At 65.5% G+C, this 18,878-nt stretch carries 25 protein-coding genes; 14 read left to right on the top strand and 11 right to left on the bottom strand.

Annotation, left to right across the window (positions count from 1 at the left end; all coding sequences use genetic code 11):
* Window positions 1-16: 16 nt before the first annotated feature.
* The gene (locus QMF22_RS00525; RefSeq protein ID WP_502846888.1) at window positions 17-916 is read right to left on the bottom strand and encodes an ABC transporter permease; all 900 of its coding nucleotides are present in this window, start codon (window positions 914-916) and stop codon (window positions 17-19) included.
* On the bottom strand, window positions 913-1,980 hold the full coding sequence (locus QMF22_RS00520) for an ATP-binding cassette domain-containing protein (protein WP_502846899.1): 1,068 nt from the start codon (window positions 1,978-1,980) through the stop codon (window positions 913-915). Before QMF22_RS00520 ends, QMF22_RS00525 begins: the two co-directional genes overlap by 4 nt.
* 319 nt (window positions 1,981-2,299) lie before the next feature.
* On the opposite strand from QMF22_RS00520, the gene QMF22_RS00515 reads away from it, so the two are divergent.
* Entirely contained in the window at window positions 2,300-2,764 is a 465-nt protein-coding gene (locus QMF22_RS00515) for a hypothetical protein (protein WP_283449209.1), read from the top strand.
* Between the two features lie 85 nt (window positions 2,765-2,849).
* Here QMF22_RS00515 and QMF22_RS00510 read toward each other — a convergent pair whose 3' ends face one another.
* From QMF22_RS00510 to QMF22_RS00500, 3 genes are all read right to left on the bottom strand, one after another.
* Window positions 2,850-4,136, bottom strand: coding sequence for an ATP-binding protein (locus QMF22_RS00510; protein ID WP_283449207.1), 1,287 nt, complete (start codon window positions 4,134-4,136; stop codon window positions 2,850-2,852).
* 245 nt (window positions 4,137-4,381) lie between these two features.
* Window positions 4,382-6,103 carry an aldehyde dehydrogenase family protein gene (locus tag QMF22_RS00505; RefSeq protein ID WP_283449204.1) on the bottom strand — a complete coding sequence of 574 codons (1,722 nt, stop codon included), beginning with the start codon at window positions 6,101-6,103 and terminating at the stop codon, window positions 4,382-4,384.
* Window positions 6,104-6,168: 65 nt separating this feature from the next.
* Window positions 6,169-6,411 (bottom strand): hypothetical protein, encoded by a 243-nt coding sequence (locus QMF22_RS00500; protein WP_283449202.1) that lies wholly within the window; start codon window positions 6,409-6,411, stop codon window positions 6,169-6,171.
* Window positions 6,412-6,468: 57 nt separating this feature from the next.
* Between QMF22_RS00500 and QMF22_RS00495 the strand changes: the two genes are divergently transcribed.
* Complete coding sequence (locus QMF22_RS00495) at window positions 6,469-6,909, top strand: MarR family winged helix-turn-helix transcriptional regulator (protein ID WP_283449200.1); 441 nt, start codon at window positions 6,469-6,471, stop codon at window positions 6,907-6,909.
* A 112-nt stretch (window positions 6,910-7,021) separates the two neighbouring features.
* Here QMF22_RS00495 and ald read toward each other — a convergent pair whose 3' ends face one another.
* Window positions 7,022-8,137, bottom strand: a complete 1,116-nt coding sequence (gene ald, locus QMF22_RS00490; protein WP_283449198.1) for an alanine dehydrogenase — start codon at window positions 8,135-8,137, stop codon at window positions 7,022-7,024.
* A 148-nt stretch (window positions 8,138-8,285) separates the two neighbouring features.
* Here ald and QMF22_RS00485 point away from each other — a divergent pair, with 148 nt between their 5' ends.
* Window positions 8,286-8,771, top strand: coding sequence for an Lrp/AsnC family transcriptional regulator (locus QMF22_RS00485; protein WP_092341689.1), 486 nt, complete (start codon window positions 8,286-8,288; stop codon window positions 8,769-8,771).
* A gap of 1 nt (window position 8,772) precedes the next feature.
* Here the strand turns inward: QMF22_RS00485 and QMF22_RS00480 are convergent, their stop codons facing one another.
* The 4 genes from QMF22_RS00480 to QMF22_RS00465 are packed head-to-tail and all read right to left on the bottom strand — an operon-like array spanning window position 8,773 to window position 10,885.
* A complete protein-coding gene (locus QMF22_RS00480; RefSeq protein ID WP_283449192.1) occupies window positions 8,773-9,354 on the bottom strand; it encodes a hypothetical protein in 582 nt (193 codons plus the stop codon).
* A 39-nt stretch (window positions 9,355-9,393) separates the two neighbouring features.
* Window positions 9,394-9,723: a hypothetical protein gene (locus tag QMF22_RS00475; protein WP_283449190.1), complete on the bottom strand. Its 330-nt coding sequence runs from the start codon at window positions 9,721-9,723 to the stop codon at window positions 9,394-9,396.
* Entirely contained in the window at window positions 9,723-10,370 is a 648-nt protein-coding gene (locus QMF22_RS00470; RefSeq protein WP_283449188.1) for an Asp23/Gls24 family envelope stress response protein, read from the bottom strand. The genes QMF22_RS00475 and QMF22_RS00470 overlap by 1 nt, the downstream gene beginning before the upstream one ends.
* Window positions 10,367-10,885: an RNA polymerase sigma factor gene (locus tag QMF22_RS00465; RefSeq protein WP_283450715.1), complete on the bottom strand. Its 519-nt coding sequence runs from the start codon at window positions 10,883-10,885 to the stop codon at window positions 10,367-10,369. The genes QMF22_RS00470 and QMF22_RS00465 overlap by 4 nt, the downstream gene beginning before the upstream one ends.
* Before the next feature lie 187 nt (window positions 10,886-11,072).
* Here QMF22_RS00465 and QMF22_RS00460 point away from each other — a divergent pair, with 187 nt between their 5' ends.
* The 10 genes from QMF22_RS00460 (at window position 11,073) to QMF22_RS00415 (ending at window position 16,667) form a co-directional block, all read left to right on the top strand.
* Window positions 11,073-11,552 carry an Asp23/Gls24 family envelope stress response protein gene (locus tag QMF22_RS00460; protein WP_283449186.1) on the top strand — a complete coding sequence of 160 codons (480 nt, stop codon included), beginning with the start codon at window positions 11,073-11,075 and terminating at the stop codon, window positions 11,550-11,552.
* Window positions 11,549-11,743 (top strand): DUF2273 domain-containing protein, encoded by a 195-nt coding sequence (locus QMF22_RS00455; RefSeq protein ID WP_283449184.1) that lies wholly within the window; start codon window positions 11,549-11,551, stop codon window positions 11,741-11,743. Before QMF22_RS00460 ends, QMF22_RS00455 begins: the two co-directional genes overlap by 4 nt.
* The gene (locus QMF22_RS00450; RefSeq protein WP_283449182.1) at window positions 11,740-12,180 is read left to right on the top strand and encodes a hypothetical protein; all 441 of its coding nucleotides are present in this window, start codon (window positions 11,740-11,742) and stop codon (window positions 12,178-12,180) included. Before QMF22_RS00455 ends, QMF22_RS00450 begins: the two co-directional genes overlap by 4 nt.
* Window positions 12,177-12,761, top strand: a complete 585-nt coding sequence (locus tag QMF22_RS00445; RefSeq protein WP_283449180.1) for an Asp23/Gls24 family envelope stress response protein — start codon at window positions 12,177-12,179, stop codon at window positions 12,759-12,761. The genes QMF22_RS00450 and QMF22_RS00445 overlap by 4 nt, the downstream gene beginning before the upstream one ends.
* Window positions 12,758-13,363: a hypothetical protein gene (locus QMF22_RS00440; protein WP_283449178.1), complete on the top strand. Its 606-nt coding sequence runs from the start codon at window positions 12,758-12,760 to the stop codon at window positions 13,361-13,363. Before QMF22_RS00445 ends, QMF22_RS00440 begins: the two co-directional genes overlap by 4 nt.
* Before the next feature lie 79 nt (window positions 13,364-13,442).
* Window positions 13,443-13,616 carry a CsbD family protein gene (locus QMF22_RS00435; RefSeq protein WP_283449177.1) on the top strand — a complete coding sequence of 58 codons (174 nt, stop codon included), beginning with the start codon at window positions 13,443-13,445 and terminating at the stop codon, window positions 13,614-13,616.
* Between the two features lie 85 nt (window positions 13,617-13,701).
* Complete coding sequence (locus QMF22_RS00430) at window positions 13,702-14,457, top strand: hypothetical protein (RefSeq protein WP_283449175.1); 756 nt, start codon at window positions 13,702-13,704, stop codon at window positions 14,455-14,457.
* Window positions 14,454-14,870: a phage holin family protein gene (locus QMF22_RS00425; RefSeq protein WP_283449174.1), complete on the top strand. Its 417-nt coding sequence runs from the start codon at window positions 14,454-14,456 to the stop codon at window positions 14,868-14,870. Before QMF22_RS00430 ends, QMF22_RS00425 begins: the two co-directional genes overlap by 4 nt.
* The gene (locus QMF22_RS00420) at window positions 14,867-15,490 is read left to right on the top strand and encodes a DUF3618 domain-containing protein (protein ID WP_283449173.1); all 624 of its coding nucleotides are present in this window, start codon (window positions 14,867-14,869) and stop codon (window positions 15,488-15,490) included. The genes QMF22_RS00425 and QMF22_RS00420 overlap by 4 nt, the downstream gene beginning before the upstream one ends.
* Window positions 15,491-15,608: 118 nt before the next feature.
* Window positions 15,609-16,667 carry a YihY/virulence factor BrkB family protein gene (locus tag QMF22_RS00415; RefSeq protein ID WP_283449171.1) on the top strand — a complete coding sequence of 353 codons (1,059 nt, stop codon included), beginning with the start codon at window positions 15,609-15,611 and terminating at the stop codon, window positions 16,665-16,667.
* A gap of 36 nt (window positions 16,668-16,703) precedes the next feature.
* Here the strand turns inward: QMF22_RS00415 and QMF22_RS00410 are convergent, their stop codons facing one another.
* Window positions 16,704-17,240, bottom strand: coding sequence for a hypothetical protein (locus QMF22_RS00410; protein WP_283449169.1), 537 nt, complete (start codon window positions 17,238-17,240; stop codon window positions 16,704-16,706).
* Between the two features lie 263 nt (window positions 17,241-17,503).
* On the opposite strand from QMF22_RS00410, the gene QMF22_RS00405 reads away from it, so the two are divergent.
* Window positions 17,504-18,781, top strand: a complete 1,278-nt coding sequence (locus QMF22_RS00405; RefSeq protein WP_283449167.1) for a hypothetical protein — start codon at window positions 17,504-17,506, stop codon at window positions 18,779-18,781.
* The last annotated feature ends 97 nt before the right edge of the window (window positions 18,782-18,878 follow it).

The following is an 18,878-nucleotide window of genomic DNA, read 5'->3' as shown; positions in this document are numbered from 1 at the left end:
ATCGATGAAAGGTCAGTCAGCGGGAGCTGATCGACGCGAACTTACGAATGCATAGTGGCACAAACACGAGCAACATCACGGTGATGCCCAGAAGAACGGTCTGGATCGGATTCTGCAGGGTCCAGACGTCGGGAACCGGCGCGGTTCCGAGATTGCCGAACAGCTGGCGCACCGCCTGAACGAGTGCCGAGACCGGATTCCACTCCGCGAACGTTCGTAGCACGGTCGGCAGGGTTTCGCTCGGTACGAACGCGTTCGAGACGAAGGTCAGCGGAAACAGGATGAGAAACGACGCATTGTTGATGACTTCGGGGCTCTTCACGCTCATGCCGAGCAGCGCCATCACCCAGCTGAACGCGTAGCCGAACAGAAGCAGCAAACCCACTCCCGCCAGAACCTCCAGCGGCGAGGTGTTCACCCGCCAGCCGACGGCCAGTCCGGTGGCCATCATGATCACCATGGAGATGGTGTTGAGCACGAGGTCGCCGTTGGTTCGACCGATCAGCACAGCGGATGCGTTCATCGGCAGGCTCCGAAATCGGTCGATGATGCCCTCCTTGAGGTCGAGCGCCATGGCGGCGCCCGAGAACGTGGCACCGAACACGACCGTCTGGGCAAAGATGCCCGCCATCAGGAATTGCGTATAGTCGCTGCCCGCCACGGCGATGGCGCCGCCATAGACCTGGCTGAACAGCAGCACGAACATGATCGGTTGGATCACGGCGAACACCAGCATGTCAGGCGACCGCTTGATCTTGATCAGGTTGCGCTTGGTGACGGTCCAGCCATCGGAGTACCACAACGACAGCGGATTCCAGGTGGGCAGAGGCGGCAGGGTGGCCACACGGGATTCACCCGGGGCGAGGCCGGACGCCATCGGCGGCTCGACCGGAACCGAGGCGTGCCTGGCGCTCATTTCACTTCCTCCAGGTCTGCCGTGTCGGCGTTCGCCCCGCGAGTTTGGTCCCGTTTGGCCTGCGCCCGTTTCGAGAGTTTCGGCCCCGCAGAGTCGTCGTCGTTCACTGTGAGATCGGCTTTGTGCCCGGTGAGCTTGAGGAAAACGTCGTCGAGCGTGGGACGGCGCATACCGGCATCGTGCAGGGTGATCTCAGCGGAACGCAGATCGGCGAGGATATTCTGCAGGGCGGTAGGCCCATCGGTGACGGCAACGTCGACCCCGCGACCGTCGGCGGAGACCGCAGGATCACCCGAGCCGTACCGGGCCAGGATGTCCCGCGCAGCGGCGCTGTCAGCGGCGTCGACCAGGGCCACCACCACACGGTGCCCGCCGATCTGGGCCTTGAGCTGATCCGAGGTGCCGCCGGCGATAACCCGGCCGTCATCGATGACGACGATGTCATCGGCTAGCTGGTCGGCCTCTTCGAGGTATTGCGTGGTCAGCAGCACCGTCGTGCCGTCGGCGACGAGGCGTTTGATGACATCCCACAGAGCGATTCGGCTGCGGGGGTCGAGCCCGGTGGTCGGCTCGTCGAGAAAGAGCACCTTGGGATTGATCACGAGCGCGCCGGCGAGGTCAATACGACGTCGCATGCCGCCGGAAAACCCCTTGACCGGCCGGTTGCCGGCGGCCGTGAGCTCGAACAGGTCGATGAGTTCCTGCGCCCGTTTGCGGGCAGCCGCTCCGCCCAGGTGGTACAGCCGACCGACCATCTCCAGGTTCTCGAATCCGGTTAGGTTCTCGTCGACCGCGGCATACTGGCCGGAGACCCCGATGATGCGGCGCACCGATTTGGGGTTGCGCACGACGTCGATTCCGTCGATGACGGCGGTGCCGGCATCCGGTCGAATCAATGTCGTGAGCATCTTCACGACGGTGGTTTTTCCAGCACCGTTGGGACCGAGGAGGGCCTTAACGGTGCCGCGCGGCACCTGCAGGTCGAGTCCGGTGAGCGCGTGCACCGGACCCGTCTTGGATTGGTAGGTCTTGGTCAGGCCTTGGGCCTCAATGATCACGGGAATTCCTTGCCGTTTCGGGTGGTGCGATCAGCTTAGATGCCATGCTAGTAAGCCCCTCCGACATCGACAACCGCCCTTTCGCCCAACCTTGGGCCGGGCCCGGGCCCCGTGCCCGGACGAATCTCGAACCCACTTCCCCATACGAGGTTCGGCGGGGCATCGTTTTGCGGCCGCACCACACGCTGTTCCTGTGAATATCTCAGGAAGAAGGCGCGTTTCTGGCAGCGACCACGGAGTGTTCTATGCACTGCCGATGAATCGCCCGGGCTGGCCGGACGCCTGTCAGTGTTCATGCGGGGAGACACCCCATGGAGAGGTATTCATGACTACGACCGCCACGCGATCCACTGACGAAGGGATGCGGCCCGCTGCAGCTCATCCCGACAGCACGACCGCGCGCCTGATCGACCAGCACCTGCTCACGCGCCGGATCACCGTTGCGCTGTCGCTCGCCGTAATCGGCGCGATTCACATTCTCGACCTTCCGGGCAAATTCGCCGAAACTCCCTACCTCGCCTTCGCCTACATCGGAATCATCATCGCCGCAGCCGTGTTGATCGAACGGGTTCTCATCGTAGGATCGAGAATCGACTTCCTCGCCGCCGCTGCCCTGTCCGCGGCCGTCATCGTCGGCTTTGTCATCAATCGCACGGTCGGCATGCCGATGGCGATGGGCGACATTGGAAACTGGCTGGAACCGCTTGGTCTGTTGTCACTCGCCGTCGAGTTCTTTGCCATCTGGCAGTCGCTCGTGGCCGCGCTGGTCTACCACCGCAAGGCGCGCTGACCAATCGGGCACACCTCTACGGTGACGCGGTTCCAGCCTGAAAACTGGGCCCGCGTTCGTGAGGTCGGCCCGGGCATCCGCTCGGCTAGAGCCGGGCGAGGCGCTCGATGTCCTCGAGGAACTCAGCCGCAACCTCGTCGGACACGGTGCGGCGGGTTTCGGAGATCGCCAGGGCATAGTCGTCGGTGCTCGGGCCATTGATGACGGGCCCGTCGCCGGAACGGTAGAGCGCGTTCTCGAGCGCGTGCTGCGAAGCCCGATGGGCGGCGTACTCGACGTCGGCGGGCGAGAACCCGGCGCTTTTCTCGACCAGAACGGCGAGGTCGACCTCGCCGGACACCGCTTCCGGAATGTATCGCTCCCAGATGGCTTGGCGAGCGGCAACATCCGGCAGGCCGATCGGCACGACATAGTCGAAGCGGCCATGCCGGAGGAACGCGGAGTCGAGCGCGCGAATGAAGTTGGTCGCACAGACCAGCAGGCGTCCGGGCTGTTCACGGAATGCCGGAATGATCTTGAGCAGTTCGTTGGTGACGCCCTGCATGGCCGACGGCGGTTCGCCGGAGCGTTGGGCGGCGATCTCTTCGACCTCGTCGATGAACACGACCGCGTGTTCGAGCTCGGAGATTTTGAGGAAGGTTTCACGCAGTGCTCCCGCGAGCCCCAACGGGTCGGCAGCGAGTCGCGAAGGAAAGACCTCGATGAACGACCACTCCAGGCGGGAGGCGATCGCCTTGGCGAAGGTGGTCTTTCCGGTGCCGGGAGGGCCGAACAGAACGACGGCTTTGGGCGGTGAGACCCCATATTGCTCGGCGAGTTCGGGTTTGGCCAGGGGCATGACCAACCGGCGCTCGAGCAGTTCCTTCTCGTGCGCCATACCGCCGACCTTCTGCCAGAGGTCGCGCGGAAGCACGCGGCCACCAAGCTCGCCGAGCAGCTTGAGCTCCTCGCGCTGCACCGGAATGTGCCGTTCGAAGTAGCGCAGGTTCTTCTTCAACTCGAATCCGCGGTTGAGAAAGGCATCCACTTTGGTCTCGGATTCGGGCATGAGCGCCGAGAGTTTGGTCATTCCGTGCGGGGCCATCCGGGCTTCGAGGGCGGCGAGCATGGCCGTACCGATGCCCTGGCTCTGCCATTTCTCCGCGGTGGCGAGAAAAACTATCCAGCCCTGGGCATGGGCGGCCCGGCCGACGGCGGCACCGACGACCTCATCGCCGTGCACCGCCACGACGGCGTGATCCTTCTGGCAGGAGGCGAGCACCTCGGAGAGGCCGTAGACCGGCTCCGTTTCGGAGGCCTTGAGTTCTTCCCAGAGCCGCAGAATGCCGTCCAGGTCGTCGGAGTGAAAATCGCGCAGTCGCCAGCCAGTCATCGTGAACCTCGCATCAGTGAATCTCCCAGATCGGGTGTGCTTCCAATCTATTGCACCCGTTCCCCCAGCCCAGGTGAGCTGCCCGGCACCCTCCACCCACCATCCGTGCATAACTCCTGCTATCTGTGCCAGCAATTCCTCCGAGGCCCGGAAATACAGCCAACTTTTGTTCACCGACGCCAGATTGCAGGAGTCATGCGCGCCAAACACCCGGACTGCAGCCGGGAAGCGGTCGCCGTGCCGGATCAGGCTCGAAAAGCGGCAGCGAGAATGCCGGGCAGCCTGCGCACCGACGGGCGCGCGGCAAATTCGGTCAGTAGGCGGGCGGTCAAAGTGCCACTGCGAGCCGACACGAACCACGGCGGCTTCGGCAGCAGAGCCCACTCACCATGCACCACCGAGCGTGGAAACGGCCGAAACGGCCCACGCACCACGGTGCGCTCCACCTCGTCGAGCAACAGGGCGTTGTGCACCACGCCGATGCCGCTCTGCACGTTGTCGAGGGTGTGCCCGGGGAACGCTCCCCACGGCGCTGCGGCCGCCAGAAAGCCCACGCCGGTCCACGCGTTAATCGCGATTGTTCCGTAGCGCAGGCGCGCCACGGCCTGCTCGAAACCCGGCCCGAGCCGTCGGATGCTGGCTGGTGCCCCGAGAATATTGGCTCCGAGAGTTCCCAGGAAGTCGCGGTTGACGGTCTCCACCGCGGCGTCCAGAAAAGCCTCACCGACACCGGGCAACTCCACGACGCCGAGCACCGGGGCGAAGTATTCCGTCGCGAGCATATTTTCCGGCAGAGCGGATGCACCCGCCTCGGTCAGCAGATCGCCGTCGGTCGCCCCGTGCGCCCGTGCTGGTGACGCCGCCACGAGCAGTCGCCCCCCGGGAATCGACCGAGCGGCCGGATACGCGGCACGGGCCGCGCGCATCCGCTCGTCGCTGCCGGGATACCAGGCCGGTCGAACCGGGGAGGCCGCGAGAGCTGCGGCGACCGCGTCGAGGAATGCAGTCTTCTGCGGCCAGGCCGAGCTGAGCACGAGCACCTGGCCGGCGATGCAGTTGTAGCCGCCGTTATGCAGACGCATAGTGGCAACGTGTTCGGCCTGATAGCGCAGGTCCCTGGCGCTCCAGCGGCCAGGCAGCACAATGATCGGCGAGACTCCGCCGAGCTCACTGCTGATCGGTTTACCCAGGCTGGGACTTTTTGAGCCGCCGAACACAATCGCATCGTGCGTGGCCGCGCTGCCGGTGATGTGCACATGGCTGATGCCGGGGTGACGGGCAAGGTAGGCGCCCACGTCGGCGCCGCCGGTGACGATGCGCAGCAGTCCCGCGTTGATGAGCGGGGCGAGGGCCGCACGATAAACCGGCAGCAGGCCGTCGAAGGTGGGATTGAGCTTGAGAATCGAGACCCGATTGTGCGCCATCAGCTCGTAGAGCACGTCGAGGGGTGCGATCGAGGAGATATTGCCGGCGCCGAGCACGAGGCCGACGCCATTGCGCGCTGTCGGTGTGAGCTGGCCCAGCCCGCCCTGGGCACGGGCCTGCGCCGCCGAGACGCCCGGTCGAAGCCACGCCCGGGCAGTGTAGCCGTGCAGCAGCAGGCCGTCCCAGGCGTTGTGCGGAAGCACGGCAACGGTGACCCGGCCGTCGGGTGCCCGCCCGAACGTGCGGCCGGCGAGGGTGCTCCGCCCTGCGGCGAGCGTGCGGAGCGTGCGGCCCAGCGCAGTCAGGGAGGTGAGCACGCCGTAGGGCCCGGTCAGCCATTCCTCGCCGATGAGCGGCGACGAGGGCCCGAGGCCCTTGGCCCTGGCGGCCGCAGCCACCCAGCGCTCGGCCGCCGCCGCAACGGATGCCCCGGAGTGCTCCAGCAGCTCGGCGCGTGCCTCGAGGGTGGTCGCCGCCCACCGCTGGCTTCCGTCGGCGAGCTCGGTAATGGCAAGGTCGAGCGAAGCCTGATCTACCGTCATTGGACTCCCGTGATTGCGGCCCAGCCTAGCGGGCAAACTGCCGAGGGAGGCTCCGTACAGCGGGGCTAGTGCAGGGCGACCGGGCAGTGCAGCTGCGTGCGTTCACCGGTGCGGTCGATGTCGTGCTGGTCCATCGGCTGGGCGCAGACCGGGCAGCCGCGCACGGGCGCGGGCGCTGCCGGCAGCAGATCGGACCCGCTCGGACCGACCGGCGGCGGCCCGAGAATGGGAAACAGTCGACCGTTGAGCCAAGCCGTAAGTCCGCCGGCTCCCTTGATGCGCGGGTGGGATTCCTTACCGTGTGTCATAACTGTTAGTGTACTAACTAAACGCAGGAAGAACAACCAGCTGGAACGGAACGCCCCATGACATCGTCAACGCTCGAGAACCCCCTCGCTCTCGACAACCAGGTCTGCTTCGCGCTCGCGATCGCCTCGCGCAACGTCATCGCGCTCTATCGGCCCATTCTGGAACCACTGGGCCTCACGCATCCGCAATATCTGGTGATGCTCGCCCTCTGGGACCAGAGCCCGCGCACGCTCAAAGGCCTGGGCCAGACGCTGTGCCTCGAGCCAGCAACGCTTTCCCCGTTGCTCAAACGGCTGGAAGCGTCGGGCTACGTGCGCCGCCAGCGCCGCGTGGCCGACGAACGCACACTCGATATCACACTGACCGAGCGTGGCGTCGATCTACGGTCGGTGGCCGAATCCATTCCGCCGCGGGTCGTCGAGGCGCTCAACGTTCCCCTTGAGGAGCTCGCCGCCCTGCGCGACGCGCTGCACCGGGTCATCGCCGCAACCTCGTGACGCGTTCCGGCTGCTGTCCCTCCGAACCGGATTTCCTGAATCGGCCCGTCAGAACCCGGGGACGATGGGGGCCGGCATCCGCTTGATGGATGCCGGCCCCGGGTGACGCGGATCAGGCGATAGCGTCGGCGACGGTCTGCAGCTCGGCGTGGAAGGCCGACGCGACGTGCGCGTTGGTGATGCGTCCGTTGTGCACGTTGAGGCCCTTGGCCAGGGCGGCGTCTTCGGCGATGGCCTTCTTCCAGCCCTTCTGGGCCAGGGCGACGACGTAGGGCAGGGTCGCGTTGGTCAGCGCACGGGTCGACGTGGCCGGCACGGCACCGGGCATGTTGGCAACGCAGTAGTAGACGCTGTCGTGCACGGCAAAGGTGGGGTTGTCGTGAGTCGTGGCGTGCGAGCCCTCGAAGCAGCCGCCCTGGTCGATCGCGATGTCCACAAGCACGGAGCCCGGCTTCATCGACGCGACCATGGCGTCGGTGACGAGCTTGGGTGCCTGCGCGCCCGGAATGAGCACGGACCCGATCACGAGGTCGGCCTCGCGCACCTGCTCGGCGATCTCATACTGGGTCGACGCGCGCGTCTGAATCTCGCCGTTGAAGCGGGCCTCGAGCTGGCGCAGGCGGGCCAGCGACAGGTCGATGATGGTCACGTCGGCGCCCATGCCGAGGGCGTTGGCCGCGGCGTGCTCGCCCGCGACACCGCCGCCGATCACGACGACCTTGGCCTTGGGGGTTCCGGGAACGCCGCCGAGCAGAATTCCGCTGCCGCCGTTGGCGCTCAGGAGGTGGTACGCGCCGACCTGCACTGACAGACGGCCGGCCACCTCGCTCATCGGCGAGAGCAGCGGCAGGCTGCGGTCGGGCAACTGCACGGTCTCGTACGCGATCGCGGTCGTGCCCGACTTGATCAGCGCGTCGGTGCACTCAGCGGATGCAGCGAGGTGCAGATAGGTGAACAGCACCTGGCCCTGACGCATCAGGGGGTATTCGCTGGCGATGGGCTCCTTGACCTTCAAGAGCAGTTCAGCCGCGGCCCACACTTCGGCGGCGGTGTCGACAATGGATGCCCCCGCGAGGCGAAAAGCATCATCAGTGATGCTCGAGCCCAGCCCGGCACCCTTCTCAATGATGACGTCGTGGCCGCGACGGGTGAGCTCATTGACGCCGGCCGGGGTGATCGCAACGCGGTTCTCGTTGTTCTTGATCTCAGTAGGAATGCCGACCAACATAAGTGCTCCGTCTCGGTTACTTCTGCCGAACGACTCGGCTTTGATAGAGGTAAGACTGCTATTGATTCGTTTCGGCTAGGTAAAATCCGTAGAATCTGCCAGACTTCTAGAATATTCCACGAAATATGCGGCTAATTGGAGATGTGCGATGGCAGAAACGAAGAGGATTCGGGTCACCGAGACCCTCGACGAGATCGACCGCATTCTGGTCGCGGCGCTGCAGGCCGACTCCCGAACCACCAACAGCCGGCTCGCCAGTGCCGCCGGCATCGCCGAGTCCACCTGCGTGTCCCGGGTGCGTTCGCTGGTCAGCCGCGGAATCGTGACGGGCTTCACTGCCATGGTCGACCCGAAGTCGATCGGCCTTGGGCTGCAGGCGTTGATCAGCGTGAGCATTCGCGCGGGCGCCCGCACCCACATCCCGGCGTTTCGGGATTCGATCCGGGTGATGCCGCGCGTCGTTCAGCTCTTCTTTCTCGGCGGGTCAGAGGACTTCATCATTCACCTGTCGGCCCGGGACACGGACGATGTGCGCGATTTCGTACTGGAGAACCTCTCCGCCAACCCCGCAGTCGCCTCCACCCGCACGAGCATGGTCTTCGAGCACTTCTACAACGGCGTCGCGCCGGAGTAGTTCAGGCGCGCCAGTAGCCGACCTTGCCGAGCAACTGAACCTCGCGATTCGCACCTTCCGGCACGGCCACCTCGGGCGGAAACACGCCGAATCCGCGCCACATTTCGATGTCGGACGCGATCTGCTCCCAGAGGTTTTCAACCAGCGCGTCGGGCAGCGAGTAGTCGAGACCGATGTGCTTGGCAATGCTCCAGGCCTGGAATGCCCGGTAGAGGGCAGTGTGCTGCAGCGCTTCGGCGAGGGGATAGTCGCCGTAGCTCAGGTGTACGACCTTGTCGGGATTGAGGTCGCCGTTGACCACTTTCGTCGTCGCCTCGTTGAGGCGGTCATAATTGCCGATTGGATCGTCACCGAGCAGGTCGCCCCTATAAGTGTCGCCGACTTCCTCGATCGTGCGCCCTTCCAGCACCGCGGGCAGCCATGCTTCGTCCTCGGCGTGCGAGGCAAGAATGTCGCGCAGCGTCGGATCCGTCTTGCGTGACCACTCGGCTGGTGCCGGCTGGTCGAGCTGCGCGGGAGTGATCTGGTCGACGACGGAGCGCAACGCGGCATCCGCTTGAAGGAACATCTCTCTCTGCTTCATCGGGCAAGCTAGCACGGCCGACCCCGATCAGCTAGACGCTCAACCGATCCGGGCCACGATCACGGCGATCTGCGCGACCGTCGGGTTGCCCACCTGACGCAGGTGCTCGGCGATGGCGTCGTGTACCCGACCACTGACATCAGCCGAGGACTCGGCGGCCCCGATGCCGATCTTCGCGGTGACCCGCACGCCATCGGACTGCGCAACCGTGTGTACCAGCGGCGCTGCGGGCGCGTGGTGCGCCACCGCATCGAGGGCGGTGGAGAGTACTGTGGCCACGATCGACCGAGCCGGGTACAGCGCGTCGACCCCGGGAACCTGGCGTACCAGCGCGTCAAGCTGGTCGGTGGACGGAATAACCGTGGTCATCAGTGCTCCTTTTCTTGGGCGGATGCATCGGGCAGGGCCTGCAGGTCACTCACCGTGATGTCGATGGCCGCGACGACAAGTTCCGTGTATTTGCCGAGCGCGGCGTACATCGCCTGGCGCAGTTGATCGGCGAGCAGCGGAATATTCTCCCCCGGGAATACGGTCACATCGACCTCGATGACGATCGGCGTACCGGGCACGTTGACGTCGCCGACCAGCACACAACGGCCGACGAGCACGTTCTGCATTCGGTCGCCGGACTCACGCAGAATGCCGCGCACGGCGCCTTCCGTCACGACCAGCCGCGCGGTCGGGACAGGATGGGTCAGCGGAATATCTCGGCCGGCGTGAGCTTCCAGGGTGATGTTGTCGAGAATGGCCGACACCCAGCTGTCGTCGCGCCGCGATTCACGTTCGAGGTCCAGCTTGAGCAGTAGCCGTTGGGCCCGGCGCAAGCGTTCGAGACCACGCAGGGCAATCTCACACTCCGGCGAATCGTCGATACTCGGGTCGGCTGGCATTCGGTCGCGATCGAGGTAGTCGCTGAGCTGCTCGATGGTGTGGCCGTTGAGCCCGAACTGTTCCCGCTCGGTATCATCGAGGTCGAATGCGAGGAAGCGCCGGTTTGCCGGCGTCAGTTCGGTCATCGCCATTCCTCCATCTCGCGAAGCAGGGTTTTTCGGGCACGGGCCAGCAATCCGCGCACGGTCGAGAGCGGCAGGCCCAACTCGGCCGCGATATCACCGTAGCTGTACTCGGCGAGTTCCCGCAGAGTCCAGCAGCGGCGTTGGTCTTCGGGGAGGGTGGCCAGCACCCGGGCGAGAGCCTCGGTCTGCGATTCGGCCTCGGCGAGTACGTGCGGGGCGTGCTCGTCGGGTGCCGGGACATCCGTGTCGTCGATGTTGGCGTGCTCGCGGCGAGCGCGCAGCCGATCGATGCTCTTGCGGCTGACAATGCGCATGAGCCAGCTCTTCACCGCGCTGCCGTCCTCAAGCGTGCCGAGTTGCTGCCAGGCCGTGATGAACGCCTCCTGCACGACATCATCGGTCTCGTCGTTGGAACCGAGAACGCGCCTCGCCTGCACCCGCATGAGCGGACCGTATCGGCGCACGAGGCCTTCGAAGGCGCGCAGGTCACCGTCGGCGGCGCGGTCGGCGAGCATCCGGTCGGCCGCGGTATCGAGCGGTGACGCGACCTGCTCACGCACGGTGCCGGGCACATCTCCTCCTGGTGAAACGTTCAGAAAATTTTTCTCAACTTCGCGTGACGAATATGCCACAGCTTTCGTCCTACAGGTAACAATCCACATTTAGCCTCACCAAACGGTCAGGCACTAAGGAGTTATTCAGATGGACCTCATCGACACCAACGGCAGCGCAGCTTCTTCGAACAAAACCCCGCGCAGCAGTGCGCCGACCGGCACAGCTCTGGCCGGTGAGCCACTCACCGGCACGGGAAAGACCGTGATCAACGATGGAGTCGTGGCCAAGGTCGCCGGAATCGCCGCGCGCGAGGTCACCGGCGTGCACGCCCTCGGTGGCGGTGCAGCCCGAGCCCTCGGCGCAATTCGTGAGGCGATGAACAACACCGACGTGAGCCAGGGCATCTCGGTGGAGGTCGGCGAGACCCAGGTGGCCGTGGACGTGACGATCGTCGCCGAGTATCCCGTGCAGCTTCAGCAGGTGGCCAACGACATTCGCTCGAGTGTCATCCGGGCCATTGAAGACCTGGTCGGACTCGAAGTTACCGAGGTCAATGTGACGATCGTCGATATTCACCTGCCCAGCGACGATGCCGACGCTGAGCCGAGCAAAGCCGCACTTCGGTGACCAGCGCAACCCGAACGGGAATGCTGGTCGGTGCGGTTCTCGCGCTGACCTGGGTGCTTCTGGGATTCTGGGCATTTCTGTTCGTGGGCTTGGCGATGCTGGTCGGCGCGCTCGTTGGCCGCGTGGTTGACGGCCGTCTCGACGTGAGCTCACTGATCGGAGCCTTTCAGGGAAAGCGCTCATCGTCGTGAGCGTCACGACCGACTCCCCGGGCTGGTTTCTCGGCGAAGGTATCCCCAGTGACACTATGAAACCAGCGGATGCCTCACAGCCGGCGGCCACAATCCGTGGTCGAACCCGCATTGTGCCGAGGGCGTTGCGCCAGATCGTGTCCATGGTTACTGCGGAGTCGCTCGGCGTGGCGCCCAACCAGGTCGGCGTCGAACTCGGCGACGACCATGGGATGCTCGCGCTCACGGTCAGCACGTCCATCCGGGTGGTTTCCCTGCAGCGCGTCACGAGCGAAGCGGCCGTCATCACTCGCACCGGGGGAACCATCCTGGCTCGATCCGCGCAATCACAGACCGACATTCGACGCCGCGTCGGCGAACTCACCGGTGCCGACATCGGTCGGGTTACCGTGCGCGTGACCGGGGTGGATGTCGCTCGGGAACGGCGCGTGCGATGAGTGCGTCGACTTTGGCGACCTACGGGCGCATCCGTCGTCGCGAACTGCACTCGCCGCGGGCTGCCGCAGCCATCTCAGTGGCGATCGTGGTCATTCTGCTGTGCGCCTGGCTAGGTACGGAGATCGTGCTGCGGCTGACGGATCAGCCAGCGCTGCTGAAGGCGCCGGCTGATCTGGCCGACGGCGTGGCGTCCGCGTCGAGCGCACCCGTGTCACTGCTGATCGGAACGGCCGCCGGCTGCGCGCTCGTCGGCCTCGTGCTGCTGGTAATGGCGCTCTCGCCCGGACGCAGGGCCCGGCACGTGATGGTTTCCGAGCGCACGGTGACCATCGTCGATGACGAGGTGATCGCATCCGCTCTCGCGGGGCGCGCCGCTCGCACGGGCGGGATCGATCCGGACAACACCCGGGTGAGCATCTCGCGCCGCCTCGCCACGGTGCATCTGGTGCCCGCCTCGGGCCAGCCCGTGCACCGCGACACGGTGCTCAGAGCTGTGCGCGACCAGCTCGACGGGTTGCAGCTGCGACCGGCGCTACAGACGCGGGTCGTGGTAGCCGTCGGCGGAAAGGTCGGAGCATGAACAACACCAACCGCGCGCTCAACCGCAGCGTTCTGCTCCTGGCCGGACTGCTGTTGCTCGCTGTGGCTGTTCTGCTCAGCCTGCTCGCGTCGCAAGCCGCTGTGCAGGATGCCTGGAGCACCATTTCCGATGCCACCCGTGCGAACGTCGCCGGCTGGCTCCAGGCCACGCCGCTGGGTACAAGCACGCACAGCTGGCTCTGGATCGTCGCCCTCGCTCTGCTGCTGGCGGTCGTGGGCCTACTGCTCCGTTTCATACTGCGCCAGGGCGGTGGCCACTCCGGCCGGTTGGTCAGCGAGCAGACGACCGATTGGGGCGCCACCCAGGTCGATTCCGCCGTCGCTGAGCAGTCACTGCAACAAGCGCTCGGTGAGCACCCCGAATTTCTGTCAACGCGCGTCTCGACCTACCGGGTGGCTCGGGAGTCCGTGCTCAAGGTCTCGGTGACCTGTCGTCGCGGCACCTCACCCACCGACGTCCTGCGCATCGTCGAACAGTCCCTCATCGCCCTCGACGAACTTCTCGGCTTGCAGATCCCGGCCCTGCTGCAGATCAGCGGAGGCTTTCGGGTGCGCACCAGCCGCAGCACCCGCATCCGCTGATCGGCGATCCCACAACTCGCGTTCGGCGCACCCCGCACCGAACGTTCCCCGGAAACACCCAACAGAAGGAGAGCACACGATGAGTGCAGCAGACAAGATCAAAAACGCCGCGCAGGACCTCAAGGGCAAGGCCAACGAGGCCGTCGGCAAGGCCACCAACGACGACTCCAAGGTCGCCGAAGGCCGTGCTGACCAGACCGCGGCGAGCGCGAAGAAGGTCGGCGAAGACATCAAGGACGTCTTCAAGGACTAAATCTCCCGGTGCGCGGCGGGCACTGTGCCCGCCGCGCACTTCCCTTGGCCATTCGGCCAGTCAACACGCCATGAAAGGAAGCTCCATGTCCAACCTGTACGCAACGTCATCGGCGCCCGGCGCCGATGACTCCGAGTTTGACAGCTCATCTCTCGCCAAGACCGCCGCGACTCACACGGCAAATGTCGCCGCGGACGAAGCCGCCAACGTTCGCGACACTGCGGCCCACGCGGCGGGCGACGTTGCCAACACGACGAAGAATGAAGCCGGCAAGGTCGCGGCTGAGACGAAGAAGCAGGCCAAACACCTGCTGACGGATGCCCGCACCCAGCTCACGGAGCAGGCCGGTGAGCAGCAAGCGCGCGTTGCCGGTGGGCTCCGCTCGATCAGCGGCGAGCTCGACCAGATGGCCGCAGCGTCCGAGGCTGATGGCGTGGCCACTGACCTCGTACGCCAGGCTGCTTCCCGCGCCGGGAGCGTCGCAACCTGGCTCGATGACCGCGATCCCGGGTCGCTGCTCGAGGAGGTGCGTTCCTTTGCCCGGCAGAAGCCCGGCACGTTCATCGCCCTCGCGGCAGCTGCCGGCATTCTGGCGGGCCGGTTGACGCGGTCGGTTGCCGCCGACTCTGCTGATGACAGCGCGAACACGGGCGTCGACCGTGGCGACTCCGTCCCTGCGCCCCGATATACCGGCGTTGGCGACGTGGGTCTGTCCGGTCCCAGTGGCTCGGTCAGCCAGTCCGGCGCGGTCGGACTGACCGACACCAGCGAACGCACAAGTTTCGCTGACCAGCCTGGCTTGCTCGGCGACGACCCCGACCTCACGGTTCGCGAACGATGACTGACCTGCACACACCGTCGGAGCAGAAAGCCGCGGAGACCTCCCTGGGCGATCTCCTCGGTGAGGTCACCCGCGACCTCTCCACACTGATGCGTCAGGAACTGGAACTGGCCAAGGCAGAGTTGCGCCAGTCGGCGACCCGCGCCGGTAAAGGCGCCGGAATGCTGGGCGGCGCGGGATATGCCGCCATCATGACCATACTGTTCTTGTCGATCGCGCTCTGGTGGGGTCTCGGGTATCTGGTCGGCAACGGCTGGTCGGGGCTGATCGTGGCCGGCCTCTGGGCCCTCATCGGCCTCGTGCTGTTCCTGGTGGGTCGCGCGGAATTGAAAGCCGTCAAGGGTGCCCCACGCACCGTTGAATCCCTGAAGAAAGTCCCGGAAACACTGAAAAGGAATGAGGAGAACCGATGACCGACACCGACCGCACCCCCGATCAGATCCGCTCGGAGATCGAACGCACCCGGCGCGAGCTCGGCGGCGACGTCGACGCGCTGGCCGACAAGGTGACACCGTCCAAGATCATGCAGCGCCAGACCGACAAGGTGAAGTCCGCCTTCGGTTCCGTCTCGGAGCGCGTCATGGGGGCTGCTTCCCACGCCGGCGACGCTGCGTCGTCAGCGACCGACACGCTCGGCGCGCTGCCGCACCAGGCCGCGAACACCGCGAAGGGAAACCCCCTGGCCGTGGGACTCATCTCCTTCGGCATCGGCTGGCTGGCCGCGTCACTGGTGCCCGCCAGTGACAAGGAGAAGCAGCTGGCTGGTTCGTTGAAAAAGGCCGCAGAGCCGTTCATCTCCGAGGCAACGGATGCCGCCAAACAGCTGGCGGACAACCTGCGCGAACCGACACAGGAAGCCGTCGCTGCGGTGAAGGTCAGCGCCGAGGGCGCCGTCGACGAAGTCAAATCGGCCGCGCAGAGCGCAGCCACCGACGTCAAGGGCGAGGCCGAGTCGGCACGGGACACCGTCATTGAGACTGCTCAGGACGAGACCGCCAGCGCCAAACAGAAGTCAGATAACGACCTCTACTAATTGATCGACCCAATTCTGCGTTTCGTTCCCCGGAACGCAGTAGATTCCCTTGGCCGGGGATCGCGATCGCCCTACTGCATCGCGATCCCCGGCCTCATTCAACCGAGCAGGAGACACCATGGATGACCAGGGACAGAGTCAGGAACTCGCCGACGCCCCGGCCCCCGATGATGACCGCAAGCCCGACTCCCCAACCGAGGTCACGAAGACATCGTGGAAATATGTCGTCAAGCGCACGCTGAGCGAGTTCGGCACCGACCAGTGCACCGATATCGCGGCGTCGCTTACCTACTACGCCGTGCTGTCGCTGTTTCCGGCGCTCATCGCCCTAGTTTCGTTGCTCGGGGTATTCGGGCAGGGCAAGCAGTCGGCCGACACCCTGCTGACAATTCTCGCCTCGGTCGCTCCCGGCGATGCCCTCGACGTGATTCGCGGGCCGATCGAACAGTTCAGCACATCGCCCTCGGCCGGGTTCGCCCTGGTGGCGGGGATCGCGGTCGCGATCTGGTCGGCATCCGGTTATGTGGGCGCCTTCAGCCGGGCCATGAACCGCATCTATGAGATCGATGAGGGTCGGTCATTCTTGAAGCTCAAGCCGACGCAGCTACTTGTGACGGTGATCGGCATCGCCCTGCTGCTCGTCGTCGTGCTGATCCTGGCCATTTCGGGACCCATAACGGATGCCGTCGGCGCGGCCCTCGGCATCGGCCAGACCGTGCAGGTCGTCTGGTCCCTAGCCAAGTGGCCGGTACTCGCAGCCGCCGTCATGTTGCTGATCGCGGTGCTGTACTACTTCACTCCGAATGTGCGGCAGCCGAAGTTCCGCTGGATGTCGCTCGGCGCACTCGTGGCCCTGGTGGCGATCGTGGTTGCCTCGCTGGGATTCGGCTTCTACGTCACGACCTTTTCGAACTACGCCAAGACATACGGTTCGCTGGCCGGCATCGTGATCTTTCTCCTCTGGCTCTGGCTGACCAACCTGGCCCTGCTGTTCGGGGCTGAATTCGACGCCGAACTCGAACGTGGGCGCCAGCTACAGGCGGGAATTGCCGCAGAACAGAACATTCAGCTGCCGCCGCGCGGCACGAAGAAGAGCCAAAAGGCCGCCCTGAAGGATATGCAGACCGTCGCCGACGGCCGTCGCATCCGCAAGGCGAACGCCGCTCCGCGAAAGTAGGAGCGGGGAGCCCCCACGCTTCTCCATTCAACTTCATCACGCAGGCAAACTCCGGCGTTCAACCGAGGCCTGGCCGTGATGGCGAGTGGATGCCATGTGCATCTCGACGCTGATGGTCGCCTCCGCCCCCTCGAATTCACCGGTCGATACATAGACGAATCGCAAGGGGACGCAGCCGGGAAGGAGGTTGCCTGTGGGCACGGAGATCCACGCCCGTTCTCGGGCGTCGGTCTTCGCCAACAAGGTGGCGCCCCTGTAAACCTCGATAGTACCGGTGGGCTCGACGACGTCCAGACTGATAGTGAAACCCATCCGGAGCCCCACCCGCGCCTGGCGCGGATACTGCTCGGTGATCGTCACTGTTGTGGTGGTTCCCTCCGGCGTCTCCATGGCGAACGCCGGCGTGCCCAGGGTGGCTCCGAGCGCGAGTAGGATCACCAGCCCCGTACGGCGTATCACCGGGGTGACCTCGCGCAGAGGCTGGGCATAGCGCGAGCCCTGGCTGGCGGGGCGGGCGTCGGCATCCGGTTGCCCGATCATGGTCGATGGAATGCCCGGACCGCACACACTCATGTGGAACCTCTTTCAGAAAGAACCCGCCCATGGTCGGAGGCTGCGGTGGGCACTATGACGACGGAGACCGGCGCAGAGAAGGCGTCGATACAACCCTGAGTGGGTCGCTGATCTGTACACTAACGAGCATGTGCGCCACATGATATACCCCTGTTATGGTTCGTATATACCGCTATCACCACCGAATCACGACGCGTGTAGAGACTGGTTGGATAGGAGGACGTGTCCAACCGGGGACACGGGCAACGATTCAGGGGATATGAGTGCGACTGCTCTACGCGCTGCTCCTCAGCGGCATCATCCTGACCGTTGGGCTCTCGGTGGCGCTGCCCGATGCGACACTCGTCGCCGGCGGGTTCACCATCGCTGCCGCGGCGGTGGGGCTGACGCTGGTCAACCGCACCCAGCGAATCATTGCGGGGGTGCTGATCGGTGTGGGGATCGCATCCGTTGTGGTCGGTCTGATTCTGGGCGCGCAGATCGTGGGCCGCGACCTGTTTCTGGTCAACCAGGACCTGATCGGCATGCTCTCGGCGGTGTCGTTTCTGCGGCTGGTCACCCCGACCTCCCCGATCACACGCACCCGGCTGCACGGCCGCCTTGCCGTAGTGCGCACCGCCCTGGCCACACACGCGCTCGGGGCGATCATCAACATCGGTGCCGTCGGAATTGTCGGTGACCACCTGCGCGGTCGGTCCAGCTTGCGGCTCGCCGATGCGGCGCTGATCTCCCGGGCCTACTCGACCGCCGCGTACTGGTCGCCGTTCTGGGCGGCCGCCGCAGCAGCGACCACTCTCGTTCCCGGCGCGAATTCCCTCGTGCTGGTGCTCGTGGGGTTGGCCCTCGCGCTCGTCACCATCGGCCTGAGCGTCTGGGATATCTTTCAGCTCTGGGGCCGCGAACTGCCCGCGTACACCGGCTACACGCTGAGCTGGGAGCTCATTCGCGTGCCGCTCGCGCTCGTGGCCCTGGTGGTGCTGGCGCACCAGCTGGTTCCCACGGTTCCGGTGCCGCGGATCGTGCTGCTTGCCGGCCTCGGCGTCACCCTGATCGGCCTGCTGATCATGAACGGTCGTGGTGCCCTGCGCGCGCTGGCCAGGCATGCCCGGCACGACCTGCCGCAGTTGCGCGGTGAGGTCACGCTGTTCGCCTCCGCCGGTGTGCTCGCAGTCGGCCTGCGGATGCTGTTTCCCCTGTTCGACCTGCAGCTGCCGGTGACCGAGTTCACCGTTCCCGTTGCCTGGGCCATGATGCTCGCGATGATTCTGTGCGCGATCGTGGGGGTCCACCCGGTGGTCTCGGTCGCGATCGTCGCGGCGCTCGTGCAACCTCTGTCGCCCGACCCCACTTTGTTCGTGCTGGCCGCGTGCATCGGCTGGGGAGTCTCGACCGCGGTCGGTCCGGTCACCGGACTGACCATGCTGCTCAGCGCGCGGTACGGCATCGACAGCATCACGCTCACCCGGCGCAACCTGGTCTATCTGGCCGCTGTGCTCGTCGCCTCCTGGCCAGCACTGCTGCTCTGCGCCGCGCTGGTCTAGCGCCTGGCGCACGATCGCGCCCGATCTATGTGGGTGCTACGACCGGGTTACCGCAGCGCCCACCCAGATCGGGCGCAGTCAAGCGGATACGCGGCGC

The sequence above is a fragment of the Cryobacterium sp. PH31-L1 genome (assembly GCF_030063145.1).
Lineage (GTDB): Bacteria > Actinomycetota > Actinomycetes > Actinomycetales > Microbacteriaceae > Cryobacterium.
This window is presented reverse-complemented; position numbering and strand designations above follow the sequence as displayed.